This is a genomic window from Streptomyces sp. NPDC006140 (assembly GCF_040628815.1).
In the GTDB taxonomy this organism is placed as follows: Bacteria; Actinomycetota; Actinomycetes; order Streptomycetales; family Streptomycetaceae; genus Streptomyces.
In genome coordinates, this window is record NZ_JBEXTS010000002.1 from 288,022 (window position 1) to 311,095 (window position 23,074).

Below are 23,074 nucleotides of genomic sequence, written 5' to 3' on the forward strand. Positions count from 1 at the left end.
GGTCTGCCGGCGTCCCGGTCCGGGGAGCCCGAAGCCGCCGACGTCGGCGCCGGCAGGCCGGTGGTCCGGGCCGGGGGCTGTCGTGTGGACGTCCGCGGTCTCACCTTCGCCTACGCCCAGTCCGCGGACCCGGTGATCCGCGACCTGAACCTTCTCCTGCGGCCCGGTGAGCACCTCGCCGTGGTCGGCCCGAGCGGCGCGGGGAAGTCCACCCTGGCGGCCCTGATCGCCGGGGTGCTCGAACCGCGGGCCGGGCAGGTACACCTCGATGACCTGCCCGTCCGTGCTCTGGTCGGCCGCGGCGAGGGTCTGGCCCGGCACCGCGTCCTGATCCCCCAGGAGGCGTACGTCTTCGCCGGCACACTGGCGGAGAACCTCACCTACCTGGCTCCCGGGGCGCCCCGGGCGGACGTGGAGTGGGCGGTGCGCGCCGTGGGCGCCGCGCCCCTCGTCGAGCGCCTCGGCGGCTATGACGCGCCCCTGGATCCCAGGCGCCTCTCGGCCGGTGAGCGGCAGCTCGTCGCCCTGGCCCGAGCCCTGCTCCCGGCGCCCCGGCTGACGCTGCTGGACGAGGCGACCTGCCACCTCGACCCGCTCGCCGAGGCCGTCGCCGAGGACGCCTTCGCCCGCGCCCCGGGCACCCTGATCGTCGTCGCCCACCGCATCAGCTCCGCGCTGCGGGCCGACCGCGTCCTGGTCATGGACGGCACGCGGGTCGCCCTCGGCACCCACGAGCAGCTGATGGCCGCGTCCCCGCTCTACCGCGACCTGGTCGGCCACTGGGGCGCGGCCGGCGCTTCCCCGGGCGGCGGTGCCCGGCCGGCGCGGCCGACCGCCGGGGCGATGGCACGGGCCGGGATGGCCGCGGTCCTGCGGACGACCGCGGAGCGCATCTCGGGGCGCACGCGAACGCCCAGGAAGCCCCGCCCGAAGCCAGGAAGGCCCGTACGAAGCCCGGACGGCCCGCTCGAGCCCTCACACCCAGCCCGACTCCCGGGCGATCCGGATCGCGTCGATCCGATTGCGTCCCCCCGTCTTCCGCGTGATGGCGGTCAGGTGATTACGCACCGTCGCCACGGACAGTGACAGCCGCTCGGCGATCTCCCGCGTCGGCGTGCCGTCGGCGGCCAGCCGCAGCACCTCCACCTCGCGCGGCGTCAGCGGGTTCTCTCCCGCGTCCAGCGCGACCAGCGCGAACTCCGGGTCGATGAACCGCTGCCCCCTGACCAGCTTGCGGACACCGTGGACCAGACGGTCCGCCGGGGCGTTGGTGCAGATGACGCCGGCGGCGTGCAGACCGAGCACGCGGCGCAACCGCTCGGGTGTCGTCGACGCCATCAGCAGCAGCATCCGGCAGTCCGGGAGCCGGGCCCTCAGCTCGCCCCGTGCGGCGAGTTCCTCGCCCTCCCTGGAGTCCACGTCGATCACGACCACGTCCGGGCGGCACGACAGGGCGCGGGCTAGGACCTCACCGTTGCCCTCGGCTTCGGCGACGACCTCGATGTCGTCCTCGCGTGACAGGAGAGCGGCGAACGCTCCCCGCACCAGGCGGGTGTTCTCGACGAGAAGAACGCGGATCAATGTCGCTCCCACTCGGCTGTGCGGCCCCCGTACCCGCTCCGGCGTGCTCCGGTCCTCTGCACCTCCTAGAACGGATTATCACCTCCCATGTCGGGAATTTCAGTTCGGTCCCGAGCGCGGTCCGGGCCTCGGCGAAGGGCTGCCGCGCAGGCCGACGTTGATCGAGTGGTGAGGTCGGGAACGCGGGCATACCGTCGAACGGTGGACACCGCAGGCAGCAGCCCGCAGCCGGCCGCACCACAGACGACCGCCACCAGGGAACCCGGTGGTGGCGGAAGCGCGATGGCACTCTTCGTCATCGCCTCGTGCCAGCTGATGGTGGTCCTCGACATCACCATCGTGAACATCGCGCTGCCGCACATCCAGAGCTCGCTGGACTTCTCCACCACGAGCCTGTCGTGGGTGGTGAACGCCTACACCCTGACCTTCGGCGGCCTGCTGCTGCTCGGCGGCCGGGCCGGCGACATCCTGGGCCGGCGGCGCGTCTTCATCTTCGGCGTGCTGCTGTTCGTGCTGGCCTCCCTGCTCGGCGGGTTCGCCCAGAACTCCGGCCAACTCCTCGGCGCCCGCGCCCTGCAGGGCGTCGGCGGCGCCATCGCGTCCCCCACCTCCCTCGCCCTGATCAGCACGACCTTCCGCGAGGGGCCGGAACGCAACCGCGCCTTCGGGGTGTTCGCCGCGGTCTCGGCCGGCGGCGGCGCGATCGGCCTGCTCGCGGGCGGGATGCTGGTGGAGTGGCTGAACTGGCGGTGGGTGCTGTTCGTCAACGTGCCCATCGGCCTGCTCATCGTGCTCGCCACGCCCAAGTGGATCAGGGAGTCCGAACGCCACCCCGGGCGCTTCGACATCACCGGCGCGCTCACCTCCACCGCGGGCATGGTGCTGCTCGTCTACGGGTTCATCAGGGCCGCGCAGGACGGCTGGCGGGACGCGCTCACCCTGGCCTCGTTCGCCGGGGCGGTCGTGGTGCTCGCGGCGTTCATCCTGATCGAGCGGCGCTCCAGACAGCCCATCACGCCCCTGCACATGTTCGCCGACCGCAACCGCGCGGGCACCTACGGCATCATGCTGTGCCTGGCCGCCGCGATCTTCGGCATGTTCTTCTTCCTGACGCTCTTCGTGCAGAACGTGCTGGAGTTCAGCCCCCTGCAGGCCGGCCTCGCCTTCCTGCCGGTCAGCGCGGTCATCGCCATCGGCGCCGGACTGGCCTCGCGGTTCCTGCCCGTCTACGGGCCCAAGCCGTTCATGGTGCTGGGCGCGATCCTGGCGGCGGCCGGACTGGCCTGGCTCACCCTGACCGACGTGCACTCGACCTACGCGGGCAGTGTCCTCGGCCCGATGCTCGTCTTCAGCCTGGGCATGGGCATGGAGTTCGTGTCGCTGACCCTGATGGCGCTGTCCAACGTGCCCACCCCCGAGACCGGCGCGGCCTCCGGGCTCCTCAACGCCACCCAGCAGGTCGGCGGCTCCCTCGGCCTGTCCATCCTGGTCACGATGTACGGCACGGCCAGCACCAACGAGGCGGACAAGCAGGTTCCGGACTTCCTCCGGCAGGCCACACCGGCCGAACGCCTGCGGTTCGAACGCACCGGGCAACTGCCCAAGCCCTGGTCCGACGAGATCCTCACCTCCGGCGTCTCGGCCGCGTTCATCATGGCGGCGATCTTCACCGCCGTCGCCGCCCTGATCGCCCTGATCGTCATCCAGGTCCGCCCCTCCGACCTGGAGCGCCTGAAGGGCGGGGCGGGCCCCGGCCCGATGTGAGGCCCGCCCCGGCGGCTGCCTAGCCCCCGATCCTCGCCGCGATGACCGGAGCCAGCCGGTCGGCGATGACCCGGTGCCCCCGGTCGTTGGGATGCACCGAGTCCGTCAGGTCGCCCGACCCCAGCCAGCCGGTCGTGTCGACGAAGGAGACCCGGGCGTCACCACCGGCGACGGCGGCCCGCACGGCGGCCTCGGTCTGCGGGACGAACCGCCCGCGGAACGTCTCCAGCGCGAAGATCCACGCCTGCGGGTAGGCGGCCCGGACCTTGCGCAGCAGACTGCTGTACGCCGACTGGAACTGTGTGGAACTCACCCCGTGCCCCACGTCATTGGTGCCGAGGTTGATGACGACCGCGTCGGCCCGGTAGCGGGAGAAGTTCCAGTCGGGCGTCGCCGCGTTCGGGTTGAGCTTGGTGAACTGCCGCTCCAGGCCCACACAGCCGTCCGCCGCGGCGACCAGGCAGGCGCCGCCCTGCGCGATCTGCGTGTGCTCGGCACCCAGCCGCTCCCCGATCAGCCAGCCGTACGCGGTACGGGCGTTCTGCGAGGTCGTGGTGCCCACGGTGATCGAGTCACCGACGAACTCGATCAGCTTGGCCGGGGCGGGCGGGGCGAAGGTCGTCGCGCCGCTGTCGAGGACCAGCCCCTGGAAGACGGCGTCGCCCTTGTACGACCCCGCCACCACCTGGTAGTTGACCTGGAGCGTGTGGTTGCCGGCGGCCAGCGGCGTCGGGGTCAGGTTCACCGTCCCCTTGACGTCGTCGTAGAACTTCACCGGCCCGTTGTCGATCCGCGCCCACAGGTCGATCGTGCCCCGCTGCTTCAGCTTGACCGTCCGTCCGGTGAAGCCGGCCCGGTAGTAGGCGCCGGCCCAGTACGGGGTGTACGCGGTGGCGGAGCTGGTGGTGTCCCAGCGGCCGACGAACTTGATGTTCGGGTCGCCGGGCTGCCCGGGAGCGGCGGCCTTCACCGCGGCGCCGCTGCCCAGCCGGGCGGCGACGACCGGGGCCAGGCGCTCGGCGAACCTGGTGTGGCCCGCCTCGTTGGGATGCCCGTTGCCGTCCTCGTAGTGGGTGCCGTCGGTGAGCCAGCCGGTGGTGTCGACGTAGTGCACCCGGGCGTCCCCCGCGGCGTTGCGGGCGCTGACGGCGGCCCTGGTCTCCGTGACGTAACGCTTCTTCAGCGTCTGCACCGCGAACAGGTGCGCGGTGGGGTACTTGGCGCGCACGTCCCGCAGGAACGCGGTGTACGCCGACTGGAAGGCCGCGCCGGACACGCCGTGCCCGATGTCGTTGGTGCCGAGGTTGATGACGACCGCGTCGGCGCGGTAGCGGGAGAAGTCCCAGGCGGTGTCGCCGGTGCTGCCCGTCCGGAAGAACTGCCCGCTCAGTCCGGTGCAACCCGACCGGGCGACCAGGCAGTACCCGGACCGGGCGATCTGCGTGTGCCGCATCCCCAGCCGTTCGCCGGTCTTCCAGGCGTACGAGTCCAGCGCCAGCCGGTCGGTGAGGGCGCCCGCGGTGATGGAGTCGCCGACGAACTCCACCAGCCCGGACGGTGCGCCGACGGCGACGGTCCGCGCCCCGGAGTCCAGGACGAGGCCCTGGAAGACGGTGTCGCCGGAGCGGTACGACAGGCGCAGGGTGTGCGTGCCGGGGGACAGCGGCCGCGGGGTGAGGTTCACCGTGCCGCGCACGCCCGCGTGGAAGACGTCGGGGCCGCCGTCGATGCTCGCGTAGAAGTTGACCGCGTTCCTGGCCTTGACCTTCACGGTGGTGCCGGTGAAGCCGGTCTGGAGGTAGGCGCCGGTCCAGTGGGGCACGGCCGCGGTGCCCGAGGAGACGTCCCAGCGTCCGACGTACGTGATGTTCGGGTCGGACACCGAGCCGTCCCCGGCCGCGGCGTGCGCGGGCGAGCCGCCCGTCCACGACAGCAGACAGGCCAGGAGCACGGCCGTGAGGAGAGCGGGCAGGACGCGTCTGGGGGAGGGGAGGGGGGAGGTCTGCACGGGCTTCCCTTCACGTGGGGGGTGGCTGGGAGCGCTCCCATGAGCAGCCTTTCGAGAGAAGCAGTGAAACGGTTCAACGTCAAGTGATCCGACAGAGACGGGAGTTGAGCCGGTGTGGTGACGGCCTGCGCTACGGCGTACCGCCGGGTGGCGGGTGCCCGACGAGCTTCCGTCGGGTGAATCCGGGCCGCGTCGGTGCCCGGAGGCCCGCCCGCGCGGAACCCTCACAGGGTGAACGGTGGTACGAGTGCTCCCCAGACCCCCGCCCCGCCGCGCGAAGGAGGACTGTCCCGGCTGCTCCGGCGAGCCGTGCTCGACGGGCTCGGCGTCCGCCGCGCGCTGCACCGCCGCCGCCTGATGCGGCAGGGCTACGACCGGACCAGGATCTGGCGGGTCCGCAAGAGCGGCGGGTACGTGGCGCTGCTGGTCCTGACGTTCCTCGGCGCGCTGCTGCTGCTGTTCCTGGTCGTCACGGCCGTGATCACCCTGCCGCAGGAGAAGAGCTTCCAATCACCCGTCAGATGGGTCGATCGACAGTGCCAGGGGGATGACGGGTTCAGCTGCACCGTCCTTCAGTCCCTCTTCATGCCGTTCCTCACCCTCGCGCTGGCCACCGTCGCCTATCTGTTCTTCCGGTTCAGCCATGTGCGCCGGGCCTACCTGAGGAAGGCCCGTCTGGACCCCCACGAACTCGTGGAGACGGCGGGCGGCATCTTCGGCCGGGTGGTCGGCCGCGACCAGCTCTGCTCCGTCCTCATGGAGGACCTGCGCGACCGCCGCTTCCGCCGGACGCACGTCGTCGTCGGCGGCATCGGCACCGGCAAGACGGCGCTGGTCGTGCTGCTGACCCAGCGGCTCGCCGAGCGCGGGGCGGTGCCCGTGCCGCTGCGGCTTCGCGCAGCCGAGCAGGACCTGGACTTCCGCGAGCTGGCCTTCAAACGCTTCTGCCGGGAGGTGCAGGGCCAGATCCGCTCCGCCGCCGAGGCGGAGAAGGTGTGGCGGCGGCTCTGCCAGCAGGGGCGGATCGTGGTGCTCGCCGACGGACTTGAGGAGGCGCTGACCGCCGAGGGCCTGACGGAGGAACGCGACACCATCATCCGGCTGGCCATCCGCCGCGCCAACGAGGAGGGCCTGCCGCTGATCATCACCTCCCGGCCGCACGACTCGCTGCGCGGCATGGAGGCCTCCCTCACCGAACTGGAACCGCTCAGCGAGGAGGCGGCCCTCACCTACATCTCGTCCGGGGGCGCCGGGGAGGACCGGCAACGACTGGACTGGATCGTCGAACGGGCCGGCATCGCGGAGGCCCCCACCTACCTGGAGATCGCCGCCGAACTGCACGAACAGGGACTGCTGGAGCGCGCCCTGGCCGGCTCGGCGGACGAGGAGGCCGTGGAGACGCGGGGCGGCGACCGGGCGTCCCTGCGGTTCCACCTGTTCGAGACCTGGCTCAGCGCCCTCATCAGCGGCCGCTTCCGGCCCGACCTGCCGCTCTCCGCGGAGGACCGCCGCTCCACCGTCCACTACCTGTCCGCGCTGGCCTGCGTGGGCCTCGCCCTCGACACCTCCGAGGTGCGGTTCGCGGACGTCGTCGACGAGCAGGACCCGGCCCGCTCCCGCTTCCCCGAGATCGTCCGGGAACTGGCCCGCAGGGTCGGCGACAGCGGCATCGACCTCAGGCTCGCCGCGCACTGGGGCGCCCGGATGGAGCTGGTCGAACTCGGCGGCGACCGCGTCCGCTTCCAGCACAGCGTCATCCAGGCCCAACTGGGCGCCCGCTTCCTGAACGCGGTGATCCACCCGGACGTCCCGGCCCAGCCGACGGAGGGCCGCTACTTCCCGGCGGCACTGCTCAGTCCCGGCCGGGAACTGCTGATCGCCATGGTGCTGCACTCCCGGCTCCCGGACGGCGCCTGCATCCACGAGGAGCCGGGCGCCACCGGCCCGGACGGCACGCGATGGTGCCCGGTCAGCGCCGCCAGGGACCTCCTGATGGAAGCCGCCTGCCAGGCGCAGACGGTCCGGAACACCTGCCCCGACAACAACGACAAGCAGGAGACGCGCCCCCTCTTCGGCCGCACCCTGCACAGCAAGGCCCTGGAGCTCTACGCCGCCGCCCTGGAGATCGACAGCGTCGACGCCCAGCCGGAGCAGCACCTCATCGCCATGCGGCTGTGCACGGCCTGGCCGGACCTGCGGGCCCGTGACCCGCACACCCTGCGCACCGCGAAGGCCCTGCTCGTGAGCCGCTTCGGCGAGGCCATGCGCTCGGTCGCCCAGCGGCAGACGCTGCGCCCCGCCTACCTGGAACTGTTCGAGATCGCCCGCCTGGAGCCCTCGTACCCGGTCCGGCTGGCCATCGCCCAGGAGATCGGCGCCGGCGGCGATCTGGCCTTCGCCGCGCTCCAGCCCCGGCTGCGCGGGCCGCAGGTCGTCGAGGGCCAGCGCGTCGAGCGGGAGCCCGACTGGCGGGAGAAACTGTGGGGCGGACAGCAGCCCGAACTGGTGGGGGAGCGGGAGACCAGGCAGCGCCGGCGCGGCGAAGGCCAGGTCGCCCGGCTCAAGCGGGAGCTGAAGGAGCGTGAGGAGCAGCGGCGCCAGGAGCGCCGGCGGGAGCGGGAGGACCGCGAGGCCGAGGAACGGCAGTGGCGGGACAACACCCTGTGCGCCTGGCTGATCCCCCTGCTCGTCGGCTCCGTCACCACCCACCGGCACCAGGACACGCCGTACGCCTTCCTGGAGAGCTGGGTGCGGCGCGTGGGCATTCCCGAGGACAGCCCCGACGCGCACGCGGGACTCGACCTCAACGTGGAGGTCGCGCTCGCCCAGGGCTTCAAGTACGCCGCGAACCGCCGGCACCGGCATCCGCACGCCCGGCCCGAGGCCCGCGAGTACCTGAGCGAGCAGGCCTGGGACATGCTCAAGCGCACCCGGTTCTGGTTCACCCGCCTCACCCTGCTGCACGCGCTGACCCTGTGGGACCTGCCCGACGGCGCCACGGCCGGGTTCCCCTCCCGGGGCCACGGCTCCGACCCCGCGCAGCAGGTCCGCCAGTGGCTCGCCCGGCCCGACGGCGAACCCGAGCACCCGTTCGTGACCGCGGCCGGGAAACTGTGCGCCTGGGCCCTGGAGACCCGGCAGCCCGAACGGTTCCTGTGGATCGACGAATCGGGCGTCGCCGCCCACGTCGGCTCCCAGACCTCCCGGGGCGAGGCACGCAAGCACAACCTGTGGATCCCGCCGTCCACCGGCTGGAGCGCCCTGCACCCGAGCGCGCAGCAACTCCTCGCCGACGTCCTGCTGCTGCTGAACCTGGCCGAACGGGGCGACTGGCCCACCGACCGCATCCGACGCCTCCAGCACACCGCCCGGCCCGACCTGCCGCCCTGCCTCACCCAGGACCGCACGCCCCTCGACCCCGGCCGCACCGCCGTCCGCACGGCCTCCTCCCAGGCGGGCTCCAACTGCCGCGACGACTGCGCCTTCGAACTGTGCCCCTACCCGCCCAGGGGCCTCGACGGCCAGCGCGCGGAACTGGGCGAGGCCTTCTGCCGCGCCCAGTCCACCCTCCTGTCCCGCTCCCGCTCCCCCCTACGCCCCAAGGCCTCCTGGCAACGCCGCACACACCTCGGCGAGCTGCGGAGATTCTGGGAGGCGATGGGGCATCGGGCTCAGCACAACTCCAGGACGCGGTGAGTCAGGGCCGCGGCCGGGGGAACGTCTTCAGCGCCTCGGCAAGGCCCCCCGCGTCCGTACCGATCTTGCGGTACACGGAGGAGAGCAAGTGCCGCACGCCCTGCTCGGTCAGGTGCAGTTCCTTCGCGACCACCGCCACGGGGTGGCCCTGCGCCGCCCTCTCGGCCGCCTTGCGCTCCTGGGCGGTGAGCGTGTCCGTCTGCGGGTAGCGCAGGGGCAGCGGCCGCAGGCCGGCGGCGGACAGTTCCCGCCGGGCCCGGGCCGCCAGCCCCTCCGCACCGCAGTGCACCGCGCCTTCCAGGCCCTGGTACAAGCGGTCGGCGGCGTCGTGCAGCCGGCCGTTGCGGGCCAGCGCGGCACCGTGGCCGACCAGGGCGCGGGCCAGTTCGTACGCCGCCGGTGACCGTTGCAGATGGTCGACGGCCTCCGTGTGCAGATCGAGAGCCGCCTCGCCGCCCGTCACCTCCGCCTGGGCGTGCAGCGCCTGGCCGATCACCGATGCCGCGCCGAAGTCCCGGGCCCGCTTCACGGCGTCCTGCGCGTGCCGCACGGCCCGGTCGGGAGCGCTGCGGGACAGCGCGGAGGCCAGGCCCAACTGCCAGCTGCACCAGGCCGGATTGCGCCACTCCCGGCTCTCCAGCCACTCACCGACCTCCGACAGCAGGTCGGCGGCCTCGTCGGACCGGCCCTCCGCCAGGAGCAGCTCGGCGTACACGGTGCGCGGGTCGGGATAGATCACGGCGTTCGGGATGACGTCCCCGTAGCCGTACCTGTCGGCGAGCCGGCGTGCCGCCAGGGGGCGACCGCGGGCCAGCAGGGTCTGGATCAGGATGCCCACGGCGAACCACTGCGCGGGTACCGCGCCCTCCACCCGGTCGGCGATGCTCAGGCCCTCCCGCACCAGGCTCTCCGCCTCGGCCAGGCAGCCACGGCGGTACCGGATGTACCCGGAGAGCGTCTGCCCCAGAGCCAGATGGGAACCGCGCCAGCCCTTCGACTCGCACTCCGCCATGCCCCGCGCGAACAGTTCCTCGGACCGCCGCGGCTGGTCGCAGTACATGAACACCAGGGCGACCGAGACGGGCACCTCGAAACCCTGGTTCTCGTGGGTCCAGCTCAGTCCGCCGCGCAGCGCCTCCTCGGCGTACGCGAGGACCTTCTCCCGGGGCTCGCCGCACATCATGGCGTCCCAGGCCCGGATCCCGAGGATGTAACGCTCCTCCAGACCACGGCCGGGCAGACGGTCGGCCAGCCGGGCGAGCGCCCGCGAACGGCCGGACGAGTCCGGCTCGTCGGTGCGGAACGCGCTCCAGCTGAAGTGGTCGGCCTGGAGCCGCAGCCGGATCCTGGGGTGGGCGGTCCGCTGCGCCTCCTCGGCCGCCACCGTCGCGGCCTCCGCCATCCGGTCGGTGTGGGCCAGCGCCTGGGCCAGCCGGTACACCATCGAGGCGCGCAGCTCGGGTTCGATGCCGGGCTCGGCCAGCGCCTCGCGCAGATGGGCGACGGTGGCGGTGGGCTTGATGAGGAAGGTCGCGGAGGCCAGTTCATGGAGCAGCACGGCGCGTTCCTCCGGCAGCGGCGGCTCCTGCAGGGCCCTGGTCAGCAGGCGCCGGGCCGCTTCCGGGGCACCGGAGTGCAGTGCCTCACGGGCGGCCTCCCGCAGACAGGCGACGGCCTCGGCGTTGCCCTCGCAGGGGACCTCCAGCAGATGCCGCGCCGCGGCGGCGGGGCCGAGCCCGGCGGCCCGCACGGCCTCCGCGGCCGAGTTGTGCATCCCTTCCCGCAGGCTGGGCGTGATGGACCGGTAGATCGTGGTGGCGATCAGCGGGTGGACGAACTCCAGACTGTCCCGGCCCCCGTCGCCGTCGGCCAGGATGCGGGCGGCCCGCAGCTTCTCCGTCGCCTCGGCCGCGGCCGTGCTGCCGATCGCCGCGATCGTGGACGCCAGTTCCGGCGAGATGGCCTGACCGAGGACGGCCGCCGCGTAGGCGAAGCGGACCGTGGTCGTGCCGAGTTTCTGCAGACGCTCGATCAGCCCGGGCCCCTTCACCGCGGCGGCCAGGTCACGCATGGCGGGCAGGTCCTCGCTGGTGCCCTTCAGCTTGCGCTCGCCGAGCCTGATGGCGAGTTCGACGGCCTCGAACGGGCTCCCTCCGGTGACCGCCCGGCATTCCTCGCAGAACGCGTCCTCGGCCTCCTCACCCACCTCGTCCCGGATGATCCGTGCGACGGCCTCGGTGCTGAGCGGCGCCAGGGTGAAGGGACGGCTCCCCAGATCGGCGGCGGGCGCCTGGAGGGAGGCCGCCTCGCGCGGCAGCTCGTCGGGCCGGTACGCCACGACGATCAGCATCGACAGGTCCACGGCCCGGGGAGCGAAGGAGGCGAGCCAGCTCAACGACTGGACGTCCGCCCAGTGCAGGTCGTCCAGGAGCAGGACCACCGGCGCCTTCTTCACCGCGAGGCGCGTCATCACCCAGTCGAGACCGTCACGAACCCCGGTCGGGTCCGGCACATGGCCGCTCGGCGTGGCGACCAGACCCAGCGCGGCGGCGACGATGTCGTACCAGCCGCCCAGGAACGTACGGAGTTCGGTCTCGTCCAGCGGTGCCAGAGCGGGCTGGACGAGCTGGCGCACCACGTGGAGCGCCAGCTCCTGTTCCTTCTCACCGCCCCGGCCCGACAGCACGGTGAACCCCTCGGCCGTGGCGCGGGCCCGGGCCTCGGTCAGCAGGGCGGTCTTGCCCATGCCGGCCGGACCGGTGAAGGCGAGCAGCCCGCCGCGCGGCGCCTGGGGCACGCCGTCGACGGTTTCACGCAAGCGGGCCAGGGCCGAGTCGAGCGCCCGGAGCTCCTTGCGACGCTCGAGCAACGGCCTGGACTCGGGCGTGGGTTGCCGCAGCTCATTCGCCATGTGCCGTACCGCTTCCTGTCGTCGGCCATCGGGAGGCAGCGCGAGCGTACGCCTCCCGAGAGGTGCCTTGACCGGATTCTGGGACGGGCACGACAAAGAAGGGTGAATGACCTGCTATTGCGGTGTGGAGCGCGGATCCGACGGGTACCGTGGCTCGAATGGGCGCCGTCAGCCCGGCCCCATGGGCGTCGTCGGCCCGGCCTGAGGCCGGGATCGCCGGGACCCCTCACCGCAGGGCCGGGGCCCTCCCCGCGTCCGCGTAGCGCGGCACGGTGCGGGACCAGTAGTAGCAGCCGCGGATCCAGCCGGCCATGCCTTCCACATAGCCGACGCCCGAAGGGCTCAACTCCGGTTTGATCTCGTCGAAGAGCCTCTCGAACTCGCGGATCGTGTGGTTGATCTGCCGGATGGCCAGGGTGACGGCGACCGGCAGGGGGCACTGGTGGGCCCGCTGGTAGGCGAGGGCCAGGTTGATCATTTCGCCGGACCGCTGCTCCTTGACCGCGGAGAAGAGGTCGGGGATCCACACCGCCGCGTCGGCCGACAGCCGGCTCAGGCGCCGCATGAGCGGATGATGGAGCTCCGCGGAGGTCAGCTCGTGGGGCTGCGCGGCCTCGCACAGCGGGTAGAAGGGCTCGACGCCCGCGGTGAGGGAGCGTATCGACGTGCAGAGCCCGGACCGTATGGGCGAGGGGTGGGTCTGCGCCACCGACTCGTACAGCAGCCCGTGCACGTACTCACGGCTCTTCCACGCCCAGCGCGCGGCCTGTGCGGGCGTACACCGTTCGCGGATCTGCCGGTAGAGGTCGGACAGGGCCGCTCCCAGCGGGGTGCTGGGGAGCGCGCCGTCCCGCAGGATCGCGATGCTCTCGCACAGCATGGGCAGCAACTGGCCCGGCCGGTGCCGGCCGACCTCCTCGGCGCGGTCGTCGAACACGAATTGGTAAGCGATCTGATGGGCGACGAGCTGGAGTATCTCCGCATCGGCGTCCGGGCTGTTGTAGGACGCGAGTTCGGCGGGGCGCGTGTGGGCGATCATCGCCGGCACCCCGGGTTCGTCGCTCAGGCCGGTCGTGCGCAGCCAGGTGTCGACGCCTGCGGCGGCCGCGGCCTCGTGGGGATTGCGCCGGAACGGGAAGGGCATGTGGAGATGAGCGTCGATCAGCTCCACCAGGTTGGATGCCGGAATTCCGCTCTGCGTGATGGTCGCGATTTCCTCATGCGTGGTGGACACCGTTGTCACCGTCCCTTCCGGCTTTCTCCGCTCCGGACGCGCCGGCCGCGGCTTCGGGTACCTGGGCGACGGCACGCGGCACCGCGCCGTCCGGTGCGTCCGCTCGTCGTGCGCAGATCATCGTCAGGGACCGGGGTCCCAAGGTCGCTCCGGGGCGCAGGGGTGCGATGCGCCCGGAGGGGTGACGCAGCCGCCAGCGGCCGGCGATGGTCGCGAGGGCCACCGTCATCTCGGCCAGGGAGAACAGGTCACCGATGCACTTGCGGCTGCCCGCCGCGAACGGGATCAGCGCCCCGTTCGGACCGGCGGCGGCCTCGTCCTCCAGCCAGCGCTCGGGCCGGAACCGGTCGGGCTCGGGGAACGACGCCGGGTCGTGGTGCAGGAGGTACGGGCTGTACAGGACGGTGGCTCCCCGCGGCAGCCGGCGTCCGGCGAACTCCGTCTCCCGGGTCGTGACCCGCGTGAAGAGCCAGCCGGGCGGGGAGTGGCGCAGCGTCTCGGTGATGACGGAGCGCGTGTAGACCAGGCGGGGCAGATCGTCGACGTTCGGCAACCGGCCCGCGAGGACGGTGTCGACCTCGGCGTGCAGCCGCCGCTCGACCTCCGGGTGCCGGGCCAGGAGGCTGAAGGTGGAGGCCAGACACATCGACGGGCTCTCGGAACCGGTGAGCAGGAGCGACACGAGCTGGTCGTGGACCTCTCGGTCGGTGACCGGGGGCTCGCCGCCCTCGGTGTCCGCGGCCGCCAGCAGGAGCCCCAGCAGATCGTCGCGGGGCGTGCCCCGCCGGCGCTCGGCGATCGCGGCGTCGATGAGCTCGCGAACCCGCTCCACCGCACGCCGGTAGCGGCGGTTCGCCGGGGTGGGAAGCCGGAACAGGGCGTCGACCGGCACGATCGTGCGCACGAACAGGCCGCGCACGATGGCGGCGAGGCAGTGCCGCACCTCGTCGGTCGCGGCGGGGCCGAGCGAGTCGGACAGCAGGACCCGGCTGATCAGCCGGGTCGTCAGCCCCAGCATGGCCGCACTGACGTCGACCTGCTGGCCGTCGCGCCACTCACGGCACAGGGACGCCGCCTCCTCGGTCATCAGATCTGTGTGCCCGGAGACGGCGGAGGGGCGGAAGGTGGGTTGCAGCAGCCTGCGCTGACGCCGGTGCTCCGCGTGCGGGCACGTGACGACACCGTCGCCCATCAGCGCCCGGAGCCTCTCGTACTGCGGTCCGCCCTTGTCGAACGTGCGGGAGTCCCTGAGCATGCGGTGGACCAGCTCGGGGTGACACACCATCCAGGCGCGCTGGGGGCCGAGGCGTATCTCGACCAGATCGCCCTGCGCGGGCAGGGATTTCAGAAACTCGAGCGGCCGACGGAACAAGGCGATACCGTGGCCGACGGATGGGAATATGCCTGGAGCAGTACCAACGGTCCATTGCTGTTCCGTTTCGTGAACGCGGCCGTTCATCGAATACCACCTGCCTCAGTCGACCAGGGAATACGGTGATGTTTCACCGACGTGGCACCTGCACCATGTCCTGCCCAGTCCAAGCTGGCCGCTGACGTGACGAACCCTTTCTCCAGGGGGGCGCACGGGTGCACGGGGAAGCGCTGGGTGAATCACCTCCGGTGCACGCAAGGCGACAGACGGCTTTCTTCCGCCACTCCGGCTTCTTCGATTCTCCTTACGTATTTTCCGTATACACGGATCCGGGCAGGGTGCCGCGAGGACCGGGTGGAGCCGGCCGTCGCCCACGGCCGACTCCACCCGGTCCGTGGTCAGGGGCGGTGGTAACTCTCCGGCGGCGCCAGATAAGAGGCCGCCAGGCCGCCCGTGTCGATCACGATCTGGTCGAGCACCATCGCCGCGTCCACCATGAACACCCGCAGCACATGCTCACCCGGCCTGGACACCGTCACCCGGGCCGTCAGCTTCTCGACGCCCTCCTCCACGTTGCGGGCCCAGGCGTCCCCGCGGTTGCCGGTGGCGATCGCCTGGCCCGACAGGACCGTCGGCGGCTGGTCGTCGAGGGCGACCGCCAGCCGCCGGGCGCCCCGCTCGTCGAGGGAGGGCAGCCGGAAGACCGTCACCGGGAAGGTGCCGGCCGTGGTGAAGCGCACCCGGTAGCGCAGTTCCGGTGACCGGGTGGCGACGTCGTCGGTGATCGCCGGCGCGGTCGTCGGGACCGCCTCGACGGCGGCCGTACGGCGGCCCAGCCCGCGGACGACCCGCCAGTGTGCTCCGCCGCGGGCCACCCGGCTCTCGAAGTGCGCCGCGTCGATCGAGACGTAGCCGTGGGCCTCGACGAAGCCGCGGACCCGCCGCCGGGCCCGCTCCCCGTCGTTGACCACCCGCAGCGGCACCTCGAGGGTCGTGCCGGCGCCGGTGAAGGCCAGCTTCGGGTGGTGCGTGCCTTCCGGGACCCGGGCCCAGTCGACCTCCACCCACACCCTCGTCTGGTCGGTGAGTTCACCGCCCGCGGTGCTCAGCCGCAGCCACGGGTGGCTCGGCTCGGCCCGCCACTCCAGGGGGAGGAAGCCGGTGTTGAAGACGTCCACGAAGCGGCGGTCGCGGGTGTAGGAGGAGAAGGAGAGCGGGCGGTCCGCTCCCGTCTCGTTGCCCTCGGCGGCCAGCCCCAGGCCCGAGGTCTCCTGCCGGGGCACCCGCGTGACGGAGGGGCGGCCCGGTGCCTTCGGGATCTGGGACGGGTAGGGGTTGACGATGCCGTCCCACTTGCCGCCCGCGATCTCGGTGTTGTACCGCCGGGTGATCGCCTGCTCCTCGGTGTGCGCGGCCTCGGCCAGGTCCGCGAAGCGGTTCGTCCCCGCGCCACGCCCCTGCCGGACGGCGAGCGCGTTGCGGTCCGCCCAGTAGTACTTCAGGTTCATCAAGTAGGCGCCGTGGACCGGGTACTCGACCAGCTCGTAGTAGGCGTCCCGGTAGGCCTCGGGGAGCTTCGCCCCCAGCCGGCGGACCCGTTCCAGCAACTCCTCGTAGGCGGTCATGCGGCGGCCCGCCTCGTCGCCGTGGTGGACCGTCGAGAAGATGGCCCGGTCGATGAACTCCGGGCGGCGTTCCGCCGCCAGGCGGTAGTACTCCGTGCGGATGGCGGCGATCTCCGCGCCGTACCGCCGGCCGAACTGGCGCCCGGCCCACTCCACGAGGAAGTCCTCGACGTTCCCCGGGCCCCAGCGGTCCACGTCCCACGCCATGTCCAGGCAGAAGGACAGGCCCGTCTCGATCGACTTGATGTCACCGACGTTGAAGATCCACATCCGGTCGGCCTGATGGTCGTGGACCCGGCGCAGCTCCTGCCACACCTTGGCCAACTGCGTGGTGTCCAGCCACAGATAGCTCCGGGGCCGGCCCCAGTAGGAGAGGTGGTAGTAGATGCCGTTGCCGCCGGCGCGGCGGCGCTCCGCGTCGTTCGGGAGCTGGCGCATGTTGCCGTGGTTGTCGTCCGGCCAGATCAGCGTGACGTCGTCGGGCACCTGGACGCCCGCGTTGTACAGCTCCAGGACCTCCTTGTACGGGATGAAGATCTGCGGCTCGGCCGCCTCGCCCACCTCCTCGGCCAGGATGCGGCGCTGGTCGGCGATGATGTCGTTCATCACCGCCACCTTCTCCGGGATCGTCGTGGCGTACTTCGTCTCCAGCGCGGAGTCGTGCAGGCCCCGCATGCCGATCGTCCAACTGCTCTCGTAGGAGGCGTTCTCGCGGGCCCGGGCCCGCCAGTAGTCGGAGATGACGGCCGGGTTCACCGTGTAGTCGTAGAGCGGCAGGGTGCCGTCGGGGTTGCGGTGCTCCTCGGCCCAGGGCTGCCACTCGTGCACGCCGTTGCGGAGCATGGCCTCGGGGTGGCTGGAGCCGACCACGATGCCGTAGCGCTCGGCCAGTTCGGGGTTCTCGCGGTGCTTGTTGAAGAAGTCGGAGTACGGGTGCATCGCCGGCCAGAGGTAGTTGGCCTTGAGGCGGAGCAGCAGCTCGAAGACCCGCTCGTAGGTCCGTGGGCCGATGTTCTTGTCCGGCTCCTGGGTGCGGTGGGACCAAGTGGTCAGGTTCTGCTCGTCGTTGATGAAGATGCCCCGGTAGCGGACGGCGGGTTCGAGGCGCTTGAGCGGGCCGGCCGGGACCGTCACGGTGTCGCGGCGGACGACGGGGACGTCGGCCCACCAGTACCAGGGGGAGACGCCGATGCGCTCCGAGGTGTCGTAGACGCCGTAGACCGTGCCGCGCCGGTCGCTGCCCGCGATGACCAGGGCGCGGTCCACGCCGGGCAGCGGACGGTCCACGACCTGGGTGACGGACGCCTCCCAGCGGCCCTCGACCCGGGAGACGTCCAGGCGTCCGCGGCGGACGAGCCGGTCGATCACCGGGCTCGCGCCGATCGTCCCCACCAGGACGAGGAGCGCGGCCCGTTCGGGCACGGAGTGCAGCAGGCGCGGCCGTACGCCGCCCACCCGCTCCACGTCCGCCTGGAGGTCGCCGGCCGCGCGGATGACGGCGGGGTCGTCGGCCGCGTCCACGAAGACGTCCACCGCGGTGCCGCCCCGGACCAGGGGGAAGTCGGGGCGGGTCGAGGGAGCGGCCTCGGCGGTGGCGACGGGGAGCAGGGGAGCGGCGCCCACGGCCGCCATGCCCCGTAAGAACGACTTGCGGCTCACCGAGGGGAGAGACGGTCTCTGCTGCACGGGCACTGCCTTTCCGCGCCGGACCCGCGGCGGTTCCTCGTCCGGGCCGTCGGCGGGGCTGCGCACAGGGGAGGTTGGCATGGGCAGGCTAGAAAGCGCTTGCCGTCGCACCCTAGGGGAGGGTGCGCGAGGGCGTCCAGATGTGGGGCATGGTGCCGTTGTGGGCGGGGCGGTTGTGGGGGAGCGGTGCCGTTGTGCGCGCGGCGGTTTGTGGGGGAGCGGTGCGTTGCGGGGTGGCGGGGTGAGGGGTCGTGGTGTGTTACGTGGCGGGTGGTCTGCCGGGGGGCCTCGGCGCGCCATGTGGTAGGCGGTGTCGGTAAGTTGGGACTTGCCCCCCCATGGAAGGACACCTCCTGTGCGCCCTGAACGACTGCGGTCGGCCCTCACCCTGCTCGCCGCCGCGACCACCCTGGCCGTCGGGAGTGCCGCCCCGGCGGCCGCCGCCGTCGAGCGGCCCGCTCCCGCGACGCACACGGCCGCCGCCGCGCACGGCCTGACCACCGTCACCGAACTGGTCGCGGAGCGGCTGCTGCTGGCCGACAAGGTCGCCGCCGCCAAGTACGGCACGGACACGCCGATCGACGACCCGGTGCGTGAGGCGCAGATCCTGGACGACGTCCGCGCCCGGGCCGTCGGCCTCGGCCTCGACCCGGATGCCGTGGCCGCCGTGTTCCGGGACCAGATCGAGGCGAACAAGCTGGTGCAGCGCGGTCTGTACGCCCGCTGGGACGCGCACCCCGACGAGCGCCCCACCGAACGGCCCGACCTGGCGAAGGAGGTCCGCCCGGCCCTGGACCGCATCACCACGCAGCTGCTGGCCGCGCTGGCGGAGACGGAGCAGGCCCGCGCCCTGCCGTCCTGCGGTCCGCGCCTGGTCATCGCGGCCGGCTGGTCCGCCTACGACCATCGGCTCGACGCCCTGCACTTGAAGGGGCTCGGGCGGGCGCTGCCGTCGGTGTGTGCCGCCGCTTAGCTTCGAGGAGCATGTCTATTCATCGACAGGCCGCGTCTTCATGACACGCGCATGGATCCTGCCGCTGCTGCTCGTGCTCTGCGGCTCCGTCGTTGCGACCGGGCTGGTCCTCGGCGGGAGCCCGGGCGCGGCCGCCGTATTCCTGCTGGTGTCTGTGCTGCTCGCGGGCGTGAACTCCCGCCTGGTTTTCCCGAAGTCGATCGCTGCGGCGGAGGCACGACGCCGCAGCGCGGTCGACGGCCGGCCCATCGTCTTCTGGCGGCCGGGCTGCAAGTACTGCCTGCGACTGCGCATCCGGTTGGGCCGTAGCGCCCGCCGGTTGCACTGGGTGGACATCTGGCGTGACCCGGCGGGAGCGGCAGCGGTGAGGGCGGCCAATGACGGCGATGAGACCGTGCCGACCGTCCTCGTGGCGGGCCGGCCGCACACCAACCCCGAGCCTGACTGGGTGCGCGAACAGCTCTCCTCTCCGTGAGGTGCCGGGCGCCATCTGGAGGGCCTACAACTGGTCCCCTATGACGGCTGGTTCCGGAGGATGCTGACCGCCGCCGTCCTTGACGTCCTGCTCGCAGGTTCGTCTGTCGTAGGACTGGTCATTGGGGATCAACAGCACTCCGGCCACCCGCTCGGGGTGCTCGACGTCGAGCCAGTCGTCGCCGGTGAGGTCACCGTCCGGCCCGAACGCTTCGGACGCATGGACCCTCTGGCACCCCAACGCCACGCGCTCCTTGTCGACCGCGCAGGCGTCCACCGCAGGGCCGGAACTCTCGTCGGCGCCGTCGAAGCGGTAGCGGAAGTGGACCCGGTCGCCCTCGGACGGCACCTGCGGGTGAGGCTCGAGGCGCCAGCCGACGACCTCGGCGGTGACGCCGAGAGGCCGCCCGGACGTGTCCACGACCTGCACCCTGACCCCGGCCGCACCACGCTCCGCGGTCGTGTCGGTGCAGCCCCAGGGGGAGGAGCAGCCGGACAGGGCGAGAACCACCAGAGCCGACGGGGCGCCGGCCAGTAGCCGTGGGCGTAACACTCAGGTGACCTCCGGTCAGGGTGGAGCGGAGGAGTGTATCCCGGGGCGGGGCAACTGCGGGGCGTGGCGCGTCGGCATGGCCGCCAGACCCGCGTCGTCAGGGACTTCGCTGCTGCTCACCGGTCTTCGACGGGATGCGCCCCGGTCGGCAGCGGTGGTTCTGTTTCGATGCGGCGCAGTTCCTCGTCGGTGAGGAGGCGGGAGCGGAGCAGGAAGCGGACGCCTTCCGGGGCCTCCAGGGAGAAGCCGCTGCCGCGCCCGGGGACCACGTCCACGGTGAGGTGGGTGTGCGACCAGTACGTGTACTGGTCCCCGCTCATCCAGAACGGCGTGTCCCCGGCCACGCGTCCCAGCAGGACGTCCGAGGCGCCGACCCGGAACTCGCCGCGCGGGTAGCACATGGGGGCGCTGCCGTCGCAGCAGCCGCCGGACTGGTGGAACATCACCGGCCCGTGCGTGCCGGTCAGCCGCCGCAGCAGTTCCTCGGCGGCGGGCGTCAGTTCGACCCGGGCTGTGCGCGTGGTCATGCGTTGCCTCCTGACTGAACCGGTGTCCCGCCCGGACGAACGTACCTCCTCGCGGAGCGGAACGGGCCGGTGCGGACGGGGCGGGGTGGATCGGACCGGAACGGACCGGATCGGACCGGTGCAGGCGCGGGTGGAGCTGGCCGGTGCGGGCGGGGCGGGGCGGACGTATCACGCGGCCGTCGTGCCGTCGGCCTCCACCGCCTCCCGCCTGGTCGCCCCGCCCGCCACGGCCTGCCGCCAGGTCCGCACGGCCTTGGGCGGCACGCCGACCGCCCGGGCGCCCGCCAGCCGTTCGCCCGGCGGGCCACCGCGGCGGCCTCGGCGCAGCTCCGTCGCCGACGAGGGTGAGTGTGCCGTCCCAGCCCTCCCGGCGCAGCGTTTCGGCCGCCGCGAGACCGGCGGCCGAGGCGCCGACGACCACGACGCGCCTCATCCCTCCACCGACCGGATCGCCGAGGCCGGGCACGGGGCCGCCCTCGGCAGCGGCCCGGCGGTGTCGGTGGCGGGGCAGGGCCGGACGCCGGACTTGGCATCACCTCGGTGATGTGACGTGACGTGAGGAAGCCGGGCCACCGGTACGGAACCGGAGCGGGCTGACAGCTTCCGGTGAGACGCCGTCGGACGGTCTAGAGCAGGTCGCGCGGGACCTGTTCGTTCCAGGTGCGTGAGAAGACCCGGCGGTCGGCCTCGTACGCGTCGAGGGTCGCGTCCACGAAGAAGTCCGTCTCGTCGCAGGTGAGCCGGGTGTGGGTCACCACCCGGACGTCCCAGTCGTCGCGCCGGAAGCTCATGGTCCAGGTGGTCTCGCCGCCGGCCGAGGTGAAGTCGTCGGCGACCGCCGTGTAGCGCTCGTGGGCGCGGCGGCCGGCCTCCAGGCCGATGTCCTCGAAGCGGACCGTGCCCCGGTCCTTCACGATGTCCAGCTCGGCGTGGTAGCCGACCAGGTCGCGCTTGACCTCCCAGCGCTCCTCGGGTGGCGCCAGCTGCGTCGTGGCGATCGGGGGAGTGCCCTCGGGCTCGCCGAACGGGGACGACGGCACCTCGTCGGGTTCGTCGACCGGTCGCACCGGCAGGGTGAGCGTGCTGGAGTGCTCGTGGACGCTGAGCAGGGCCGGCTTGGGCGGCGGCCAGGCCAGCGGCCAGTAGGACGTGGACAGGGAGAGCCGGATGCGGTGCCCCGGCGGGAACGCCTGCGCCACGCCGTTCAGCGGGATGGTGGCCCGGTAGCGGCGGCCCGGCTCCAGCGGCTCGGGGGACTCCGTGCTGTCCAGGCGCGTGAGGTTGAGGATGCCGTAGGAGACACGGGTCGCGGCGCCGTCGGGGCTCACGTCGGACAGCCGCGCGGCCACCAGGGCGACCGGCTCGCTGACCGACAGGTCGAGTTCCACGCTCGGCGAGCCGAGGATCTCCAGCGGCTCGGTCAGCGGCTCGCTGTCGAAGACGAGGGAGCCGCCGTCCTCCTCGCGCTGGTCGTACGGCAGGTCCGGCGGGGCGTTGTAGGAGGCCCACTTGCCCGCGAACTGGCCGACGGACAGGGGCGACTTCACGGTCATCGCCGCCCCGCCGTCCGGCACCTCCTGGCCCGCCGCATCCCGCGGGGGCTCGATCCGGTGGCGGGTGAGCGGGTGGGCGGTGGGCCGGATGTGCGGGGAGGGCCAGTCCGGCTCGCCGACCCAGCGTCCCGGCCGCTCCTCGTACGAGGTGGAGGGCGGCACGCTGTCCTGCATCCACGCCTGGAGCATCGGCCCGTCCATGACGCCGTTGTCGACGCCCTTGAGCCAGTGGTCCCACCACCGGACGAGTTCCTGGAGGTAGCCGATCGCGGGCCCCGGCTCCCCGAGGTGGGGGAACTTGTGCGACCAGGGGCCGATCAGCCCCTTGCGCGGCACGTCGAGGTGGCCGAGCAGCCGGGTCACGGCGTTGGAGTAGCCGTCCGCCCAGCCGCTGGACGCCAGCACCGGGCACTGCACGCTCTGGTAGTCCTCGCACACCGAGGCGTGCCGCCAGTAGTCGTCGCGGCGCTGGTGGCGCAGCCACTCCAGCACCCAGGGCTCGGTGTTCTCCAGCCGCTCGTGCCACATCTCGCGCCAGCGGTCGCCGACCACGGCCGGGTCGGGCGGGCAGGTGCCGTAGGCGAACATGGTGCCCGCCTCGGCCAGGTTGTCCGACAGCAGGGCGCCGCCCATGTAGTGCATGTCGTCGGCGTGCCGGTCGTCGGTGAAGGAGGCGATGGCGATGGCCTTCAGGCTCGGCGGCCGGCGGGCCGCGACCTGGAGCGCCGCGAACGCGCCCCAGGAGATGCCCATCATGCCCGTCGCGCCGTCGCACCAGGGCTGCTCGGCCAGCCAGGCCAGCACCTCCTGGGCGTCCGCCTGCTCCCGCTCCAGGTACTCGTCGCGCAGCACGCCCTCCGAGTCGCCGGTGCCGCGCAGGTCGACGCGGACACAGGCGTAGCCGTGCCCGGCGAGGTACGGGTGGTGGACCGAGTCGCGGACGGCCGTCAGATCGCGCTTGCGGTACGGGATGTACTCCAGCACCGCCGGCACCGGCTCGTCGTCCGAGGAGGTGGGGCGCCAGATGTGCGCGGAGAGCCGGACCCCGTCCGACATCGGGATCGTGACGTGCTCCTCTTCCTTCGTCGCGTACGGCAGGTTGGTCACGTAACGCATG

The 23,074-nt window shown here is 72.5% G+C and carries 14 protein-coding genes and 1 pseudogene; 5 read left to right on the forward strand and 10 right to left on the reverse strand.

Annotated features, from left to right (window positions below; all coding sequences use genetic code 11):
• Positions 1–1,086, forward strand: a 1,086-nt coding sequence (locus ABZ386_RS06565; RefSeq protein WP_358963915.1) for an ABC transporter ATP-binding protein, incomplete at its 5' end; no start/stop codon positions are given.
• On the opposite strand, the gene ABZ386_RS06570 is transcribed toward ABZ386_RS06565, so the two are convergent.
• Positions 976–1,581: a response regulator transcription factor gene (locus ABZ386_RS06570; RefSeq protein ID WP_114250608.1), complete on the reverse strand. Its 606-nt coding sequence runs from the start codon at positions 1,579–1,581 to the stop codon at positions 976–978. The genes ABZ386_RS06565 and ABZ386_RS06570 overlap by 111 nt on opposite strands.
• Positions 1,582–1,863: 282 nt before the next feature.
• Here ABZ386_RS06570 and ABZ386_RS06575 point away from each other — a divergent pair, with 282 nt between their 5' ends.
• The gene (locus tag ABZ386_RS06575; RefSeq protein ID WP_351337175.1) at positions 1,864–3,345 is read left to right on the forward strand and encodes an MFS transporter; all 1,482 of its coding nucleotides are present in this window, start codon (positions 1,864–1,866) and stop codon (positions 3,343–3,345) included.
• 19 nt (positions 3,346–3,364) lie between these two features.
• Here ABZ386_RS06575 and ABZ386_RS06580 read toward each other — a convergent pair whose 3' ends face one another.
• The gene (locus ABZ386_RS06580; protein WP_356500752.1) at positions 3,365–5,353 is read right to left on the reverse strand and encodes a GDSL-type esterase/lipase family protein; all 1,989 of its coding nucleotides are present in this window, start codon (positions 5,351–5,353) and stop codon (positions 3,365–3,367) included.
• Between the two features lie 231 nt (positions 5,354–5,584).
• On the opposite strand from ABZ386_RS06580, the gene ABZ386_RS06585 reads away from it, so the two are divergent.
• Positions 5,585–9,049 carry an NACHT domain-containing protein gene (locus ABZ386_RS06585; protein ID WP_356500754.1) on the forward strand — a complete coding sequence of 1,155 codons (3,465 nt, stop codon included), beginning with the start codon at positions 5,585–5,587 and terminating at the stop codon, positions 9,047–9,049.
• A 1-nt stretch (position 9,050) separates the two neighbouring features.
• Here ABZ386_RS06585 and ABZ386_RS06590 read toward each other — a convergent pair whose 3' ends face one another.
• The 4 genes from ABZ386_RS06590 to ABZ386_RS06605 form a co-directional block, all read right to left on the reverse strand.
• Entirely contained in the window at positions 9,051–11,960 is a 2,910-nt protein-coding gene (locus ABZ386_RS06590; protein WP_351336995.1) for an AAA family ATPase, read from the reverse strand.
• A 226-nt stretch (positions 11,961–12,186) separates the two neighbouring features.
• A complete protein-coding gene (locus tag ABZ386_RS06595) occupies positions 12,187–13,194 on the reverse strand; it encodes a (-)-alpha-amorphene synthase (RefSeq protein WP_355718446.1) in 1,008 nt (335 codons plus the stop codon).
• Positions 13,178–14,566, reverse strand: a complete 1,389-nt coding sequence (locus ABZ386_RS06600) for a cytochrome P450 (protein ID WP_356673588.1) — start codon at positions 14,564–14,566, stop codon at positions 13,178–13,180. The genes ABZ386_RS06595 and ABZ386_RS06600 overlap by 17 nt, the downstream gene beginning before the upstream one ends.
• Positions 14,567–14,964: 398 nt before the next feature.
• Positions 14,965–17,823 carry a glycosyl hydrolase 115 family protein gene (locus tag ABZ386_RS06605; RefSeq protein ID WP_355718455.1) on the reverse strand — a complete coding sequence of 953 codons (2,859 nt, stop codon included), beginning with the start codon at positions 17,821–17,823 and terminating at the stop codon, positions 14,965–14,967.
• 409 nt (positions 17,824–18,232) lie between these two features.
• Between ABZ386_RS06605 and ABZ386_RS06610 the strand changes: the two genes are divergently transcribed.
• Both ABZ386_RS06610 and ABZ386_RS06615 read left to right on the forward strand, forming a co-directional pair.
• Positions 18,233–18,850: a chorismate mutase gene (locus ABZ386_RS06610; RefSeq protein WP_351336986.1), complete on the forward strand. Its 618-nt coding sequence runs from the start codon at positions 18,233–18,235 to the stop codon at positions 18,848–18,850.
• Positions 18,851–18,890: 40 nt separating this feature from the next.
• Complete coding sequence (locus ABZ386_RS06615; protein ID WP_358963921.1) at positions 18,891–19,325, forward strand: glutaredoxin domain-containing protein; 435 nt, start codon at positions 18,891–18,893, stop codon at positions 19,323–19,325.
• A gap of 24 nt (positions 19,326–19,349) precedes the next feature.
• Here the strand turns inward: ABZ386_RS06615 and ABZ386_RS06620 are convergent, their stop codons facing one another.
• The 4 genes and pseudogenes from ABZ386_RS06620 to ABZ386_RS06635 all read right to left on the reverse strand — a co-directional run bounded on the left by ABZ386_RS06620 (position 19,350) and on the right by ABZ386_RS06635 (position 23,073).
• On the reverse strand, positions 19,350–19,877 hold the full coding sequence (locus ABZ386_RS06620) for a hypothetical protein (RefSeq protein WP_356670158.1): 528 nt from the start codon (positions 19,875–19,877) through the stop codon (positions 19,350–19,352).
• Between the two features lie 116 nt (positions 19,878–19,993).
• Entirely contained in the window at positions 19,994–20,404 is a 411-nt protein-coding gene (locus ABZ386_RS06625) for a DUF779 domain-containing protein (RefSeq protein ID WP_351336980.1), read from the reverse strand.
• A gap of 310 nt (positions 20,405–20,714) precedes the next feature.
• A pseudogene (locus ABZ386_RS06630) lies at positions 20,715–20,837 on the reverse strand (NAD(P)/FAD-dependent oxidoreductase); the annotation flags it as partial.
• Between the two features lie 193 nt (positions 20,838–21,030).
• Positions 21,031–23,073, reverse strand: coding sequence for a CocE/NonD family hydrolase (locus ABZ386_RS06635; protein ID WP_358963924.1), 2,043 nt, complete (start codon positions 23,071–23,073; stop codon positions 21,031–21,033).
• Position 23,074 lies beyond the last annotated feature (1 nt).

What these genes read in the sequence shown, in the direction of transcription:
- ABZ386_RS06575 (WP_351337175.1), top strand. Translation starts at nt 1,864, where the DNA reads ATGGCACTCTTCGTCATCGCCTCGTGCCAGCTGATGGTGGTCCTCGAC.
- ABZ386_RS06590 (WP_351336995.1), bottom strand. Translation starts at nt 11,960, where the DNA reads ATGGCGAATGAGCTGCGGCAACCCACGCCCGAGTCCAGGCCGTTGCTC.
- ABZ386_RS06605 (WP_355718455.1), bottom strand. Translation starts at nt 17,823, where the DNA reads ATGGCGGCCGTGGGCGCCGCTCCCCTGCTCCCCGTCGCCACCGCCGAG.
- ABZ386_RS06615 (WP_358963921.1), top strand. Translation starts at nt 18,891, where the DNA reads ATGACACGCGCATGGATCCTGCCGCTGCTGCTCGTGCTCTGCGGCTCC.
- ABZ386_RS06625 (WP_351336980.1), bottom strand. Translation starts at nt 20,404, where the DNA reads ATGACCACGCGCACAGCCCGGGTCGAACTGACGCCCGCCGCCGAGGAA.
- ABZ386_RS06635 (WP_358963924.1), bottom strand. Translation starts at nt 23,073, where the DNA reads ATGCGTTACGTGACCAACCTGCCGTACGCGACGAAGGAAGAGGAGCAC.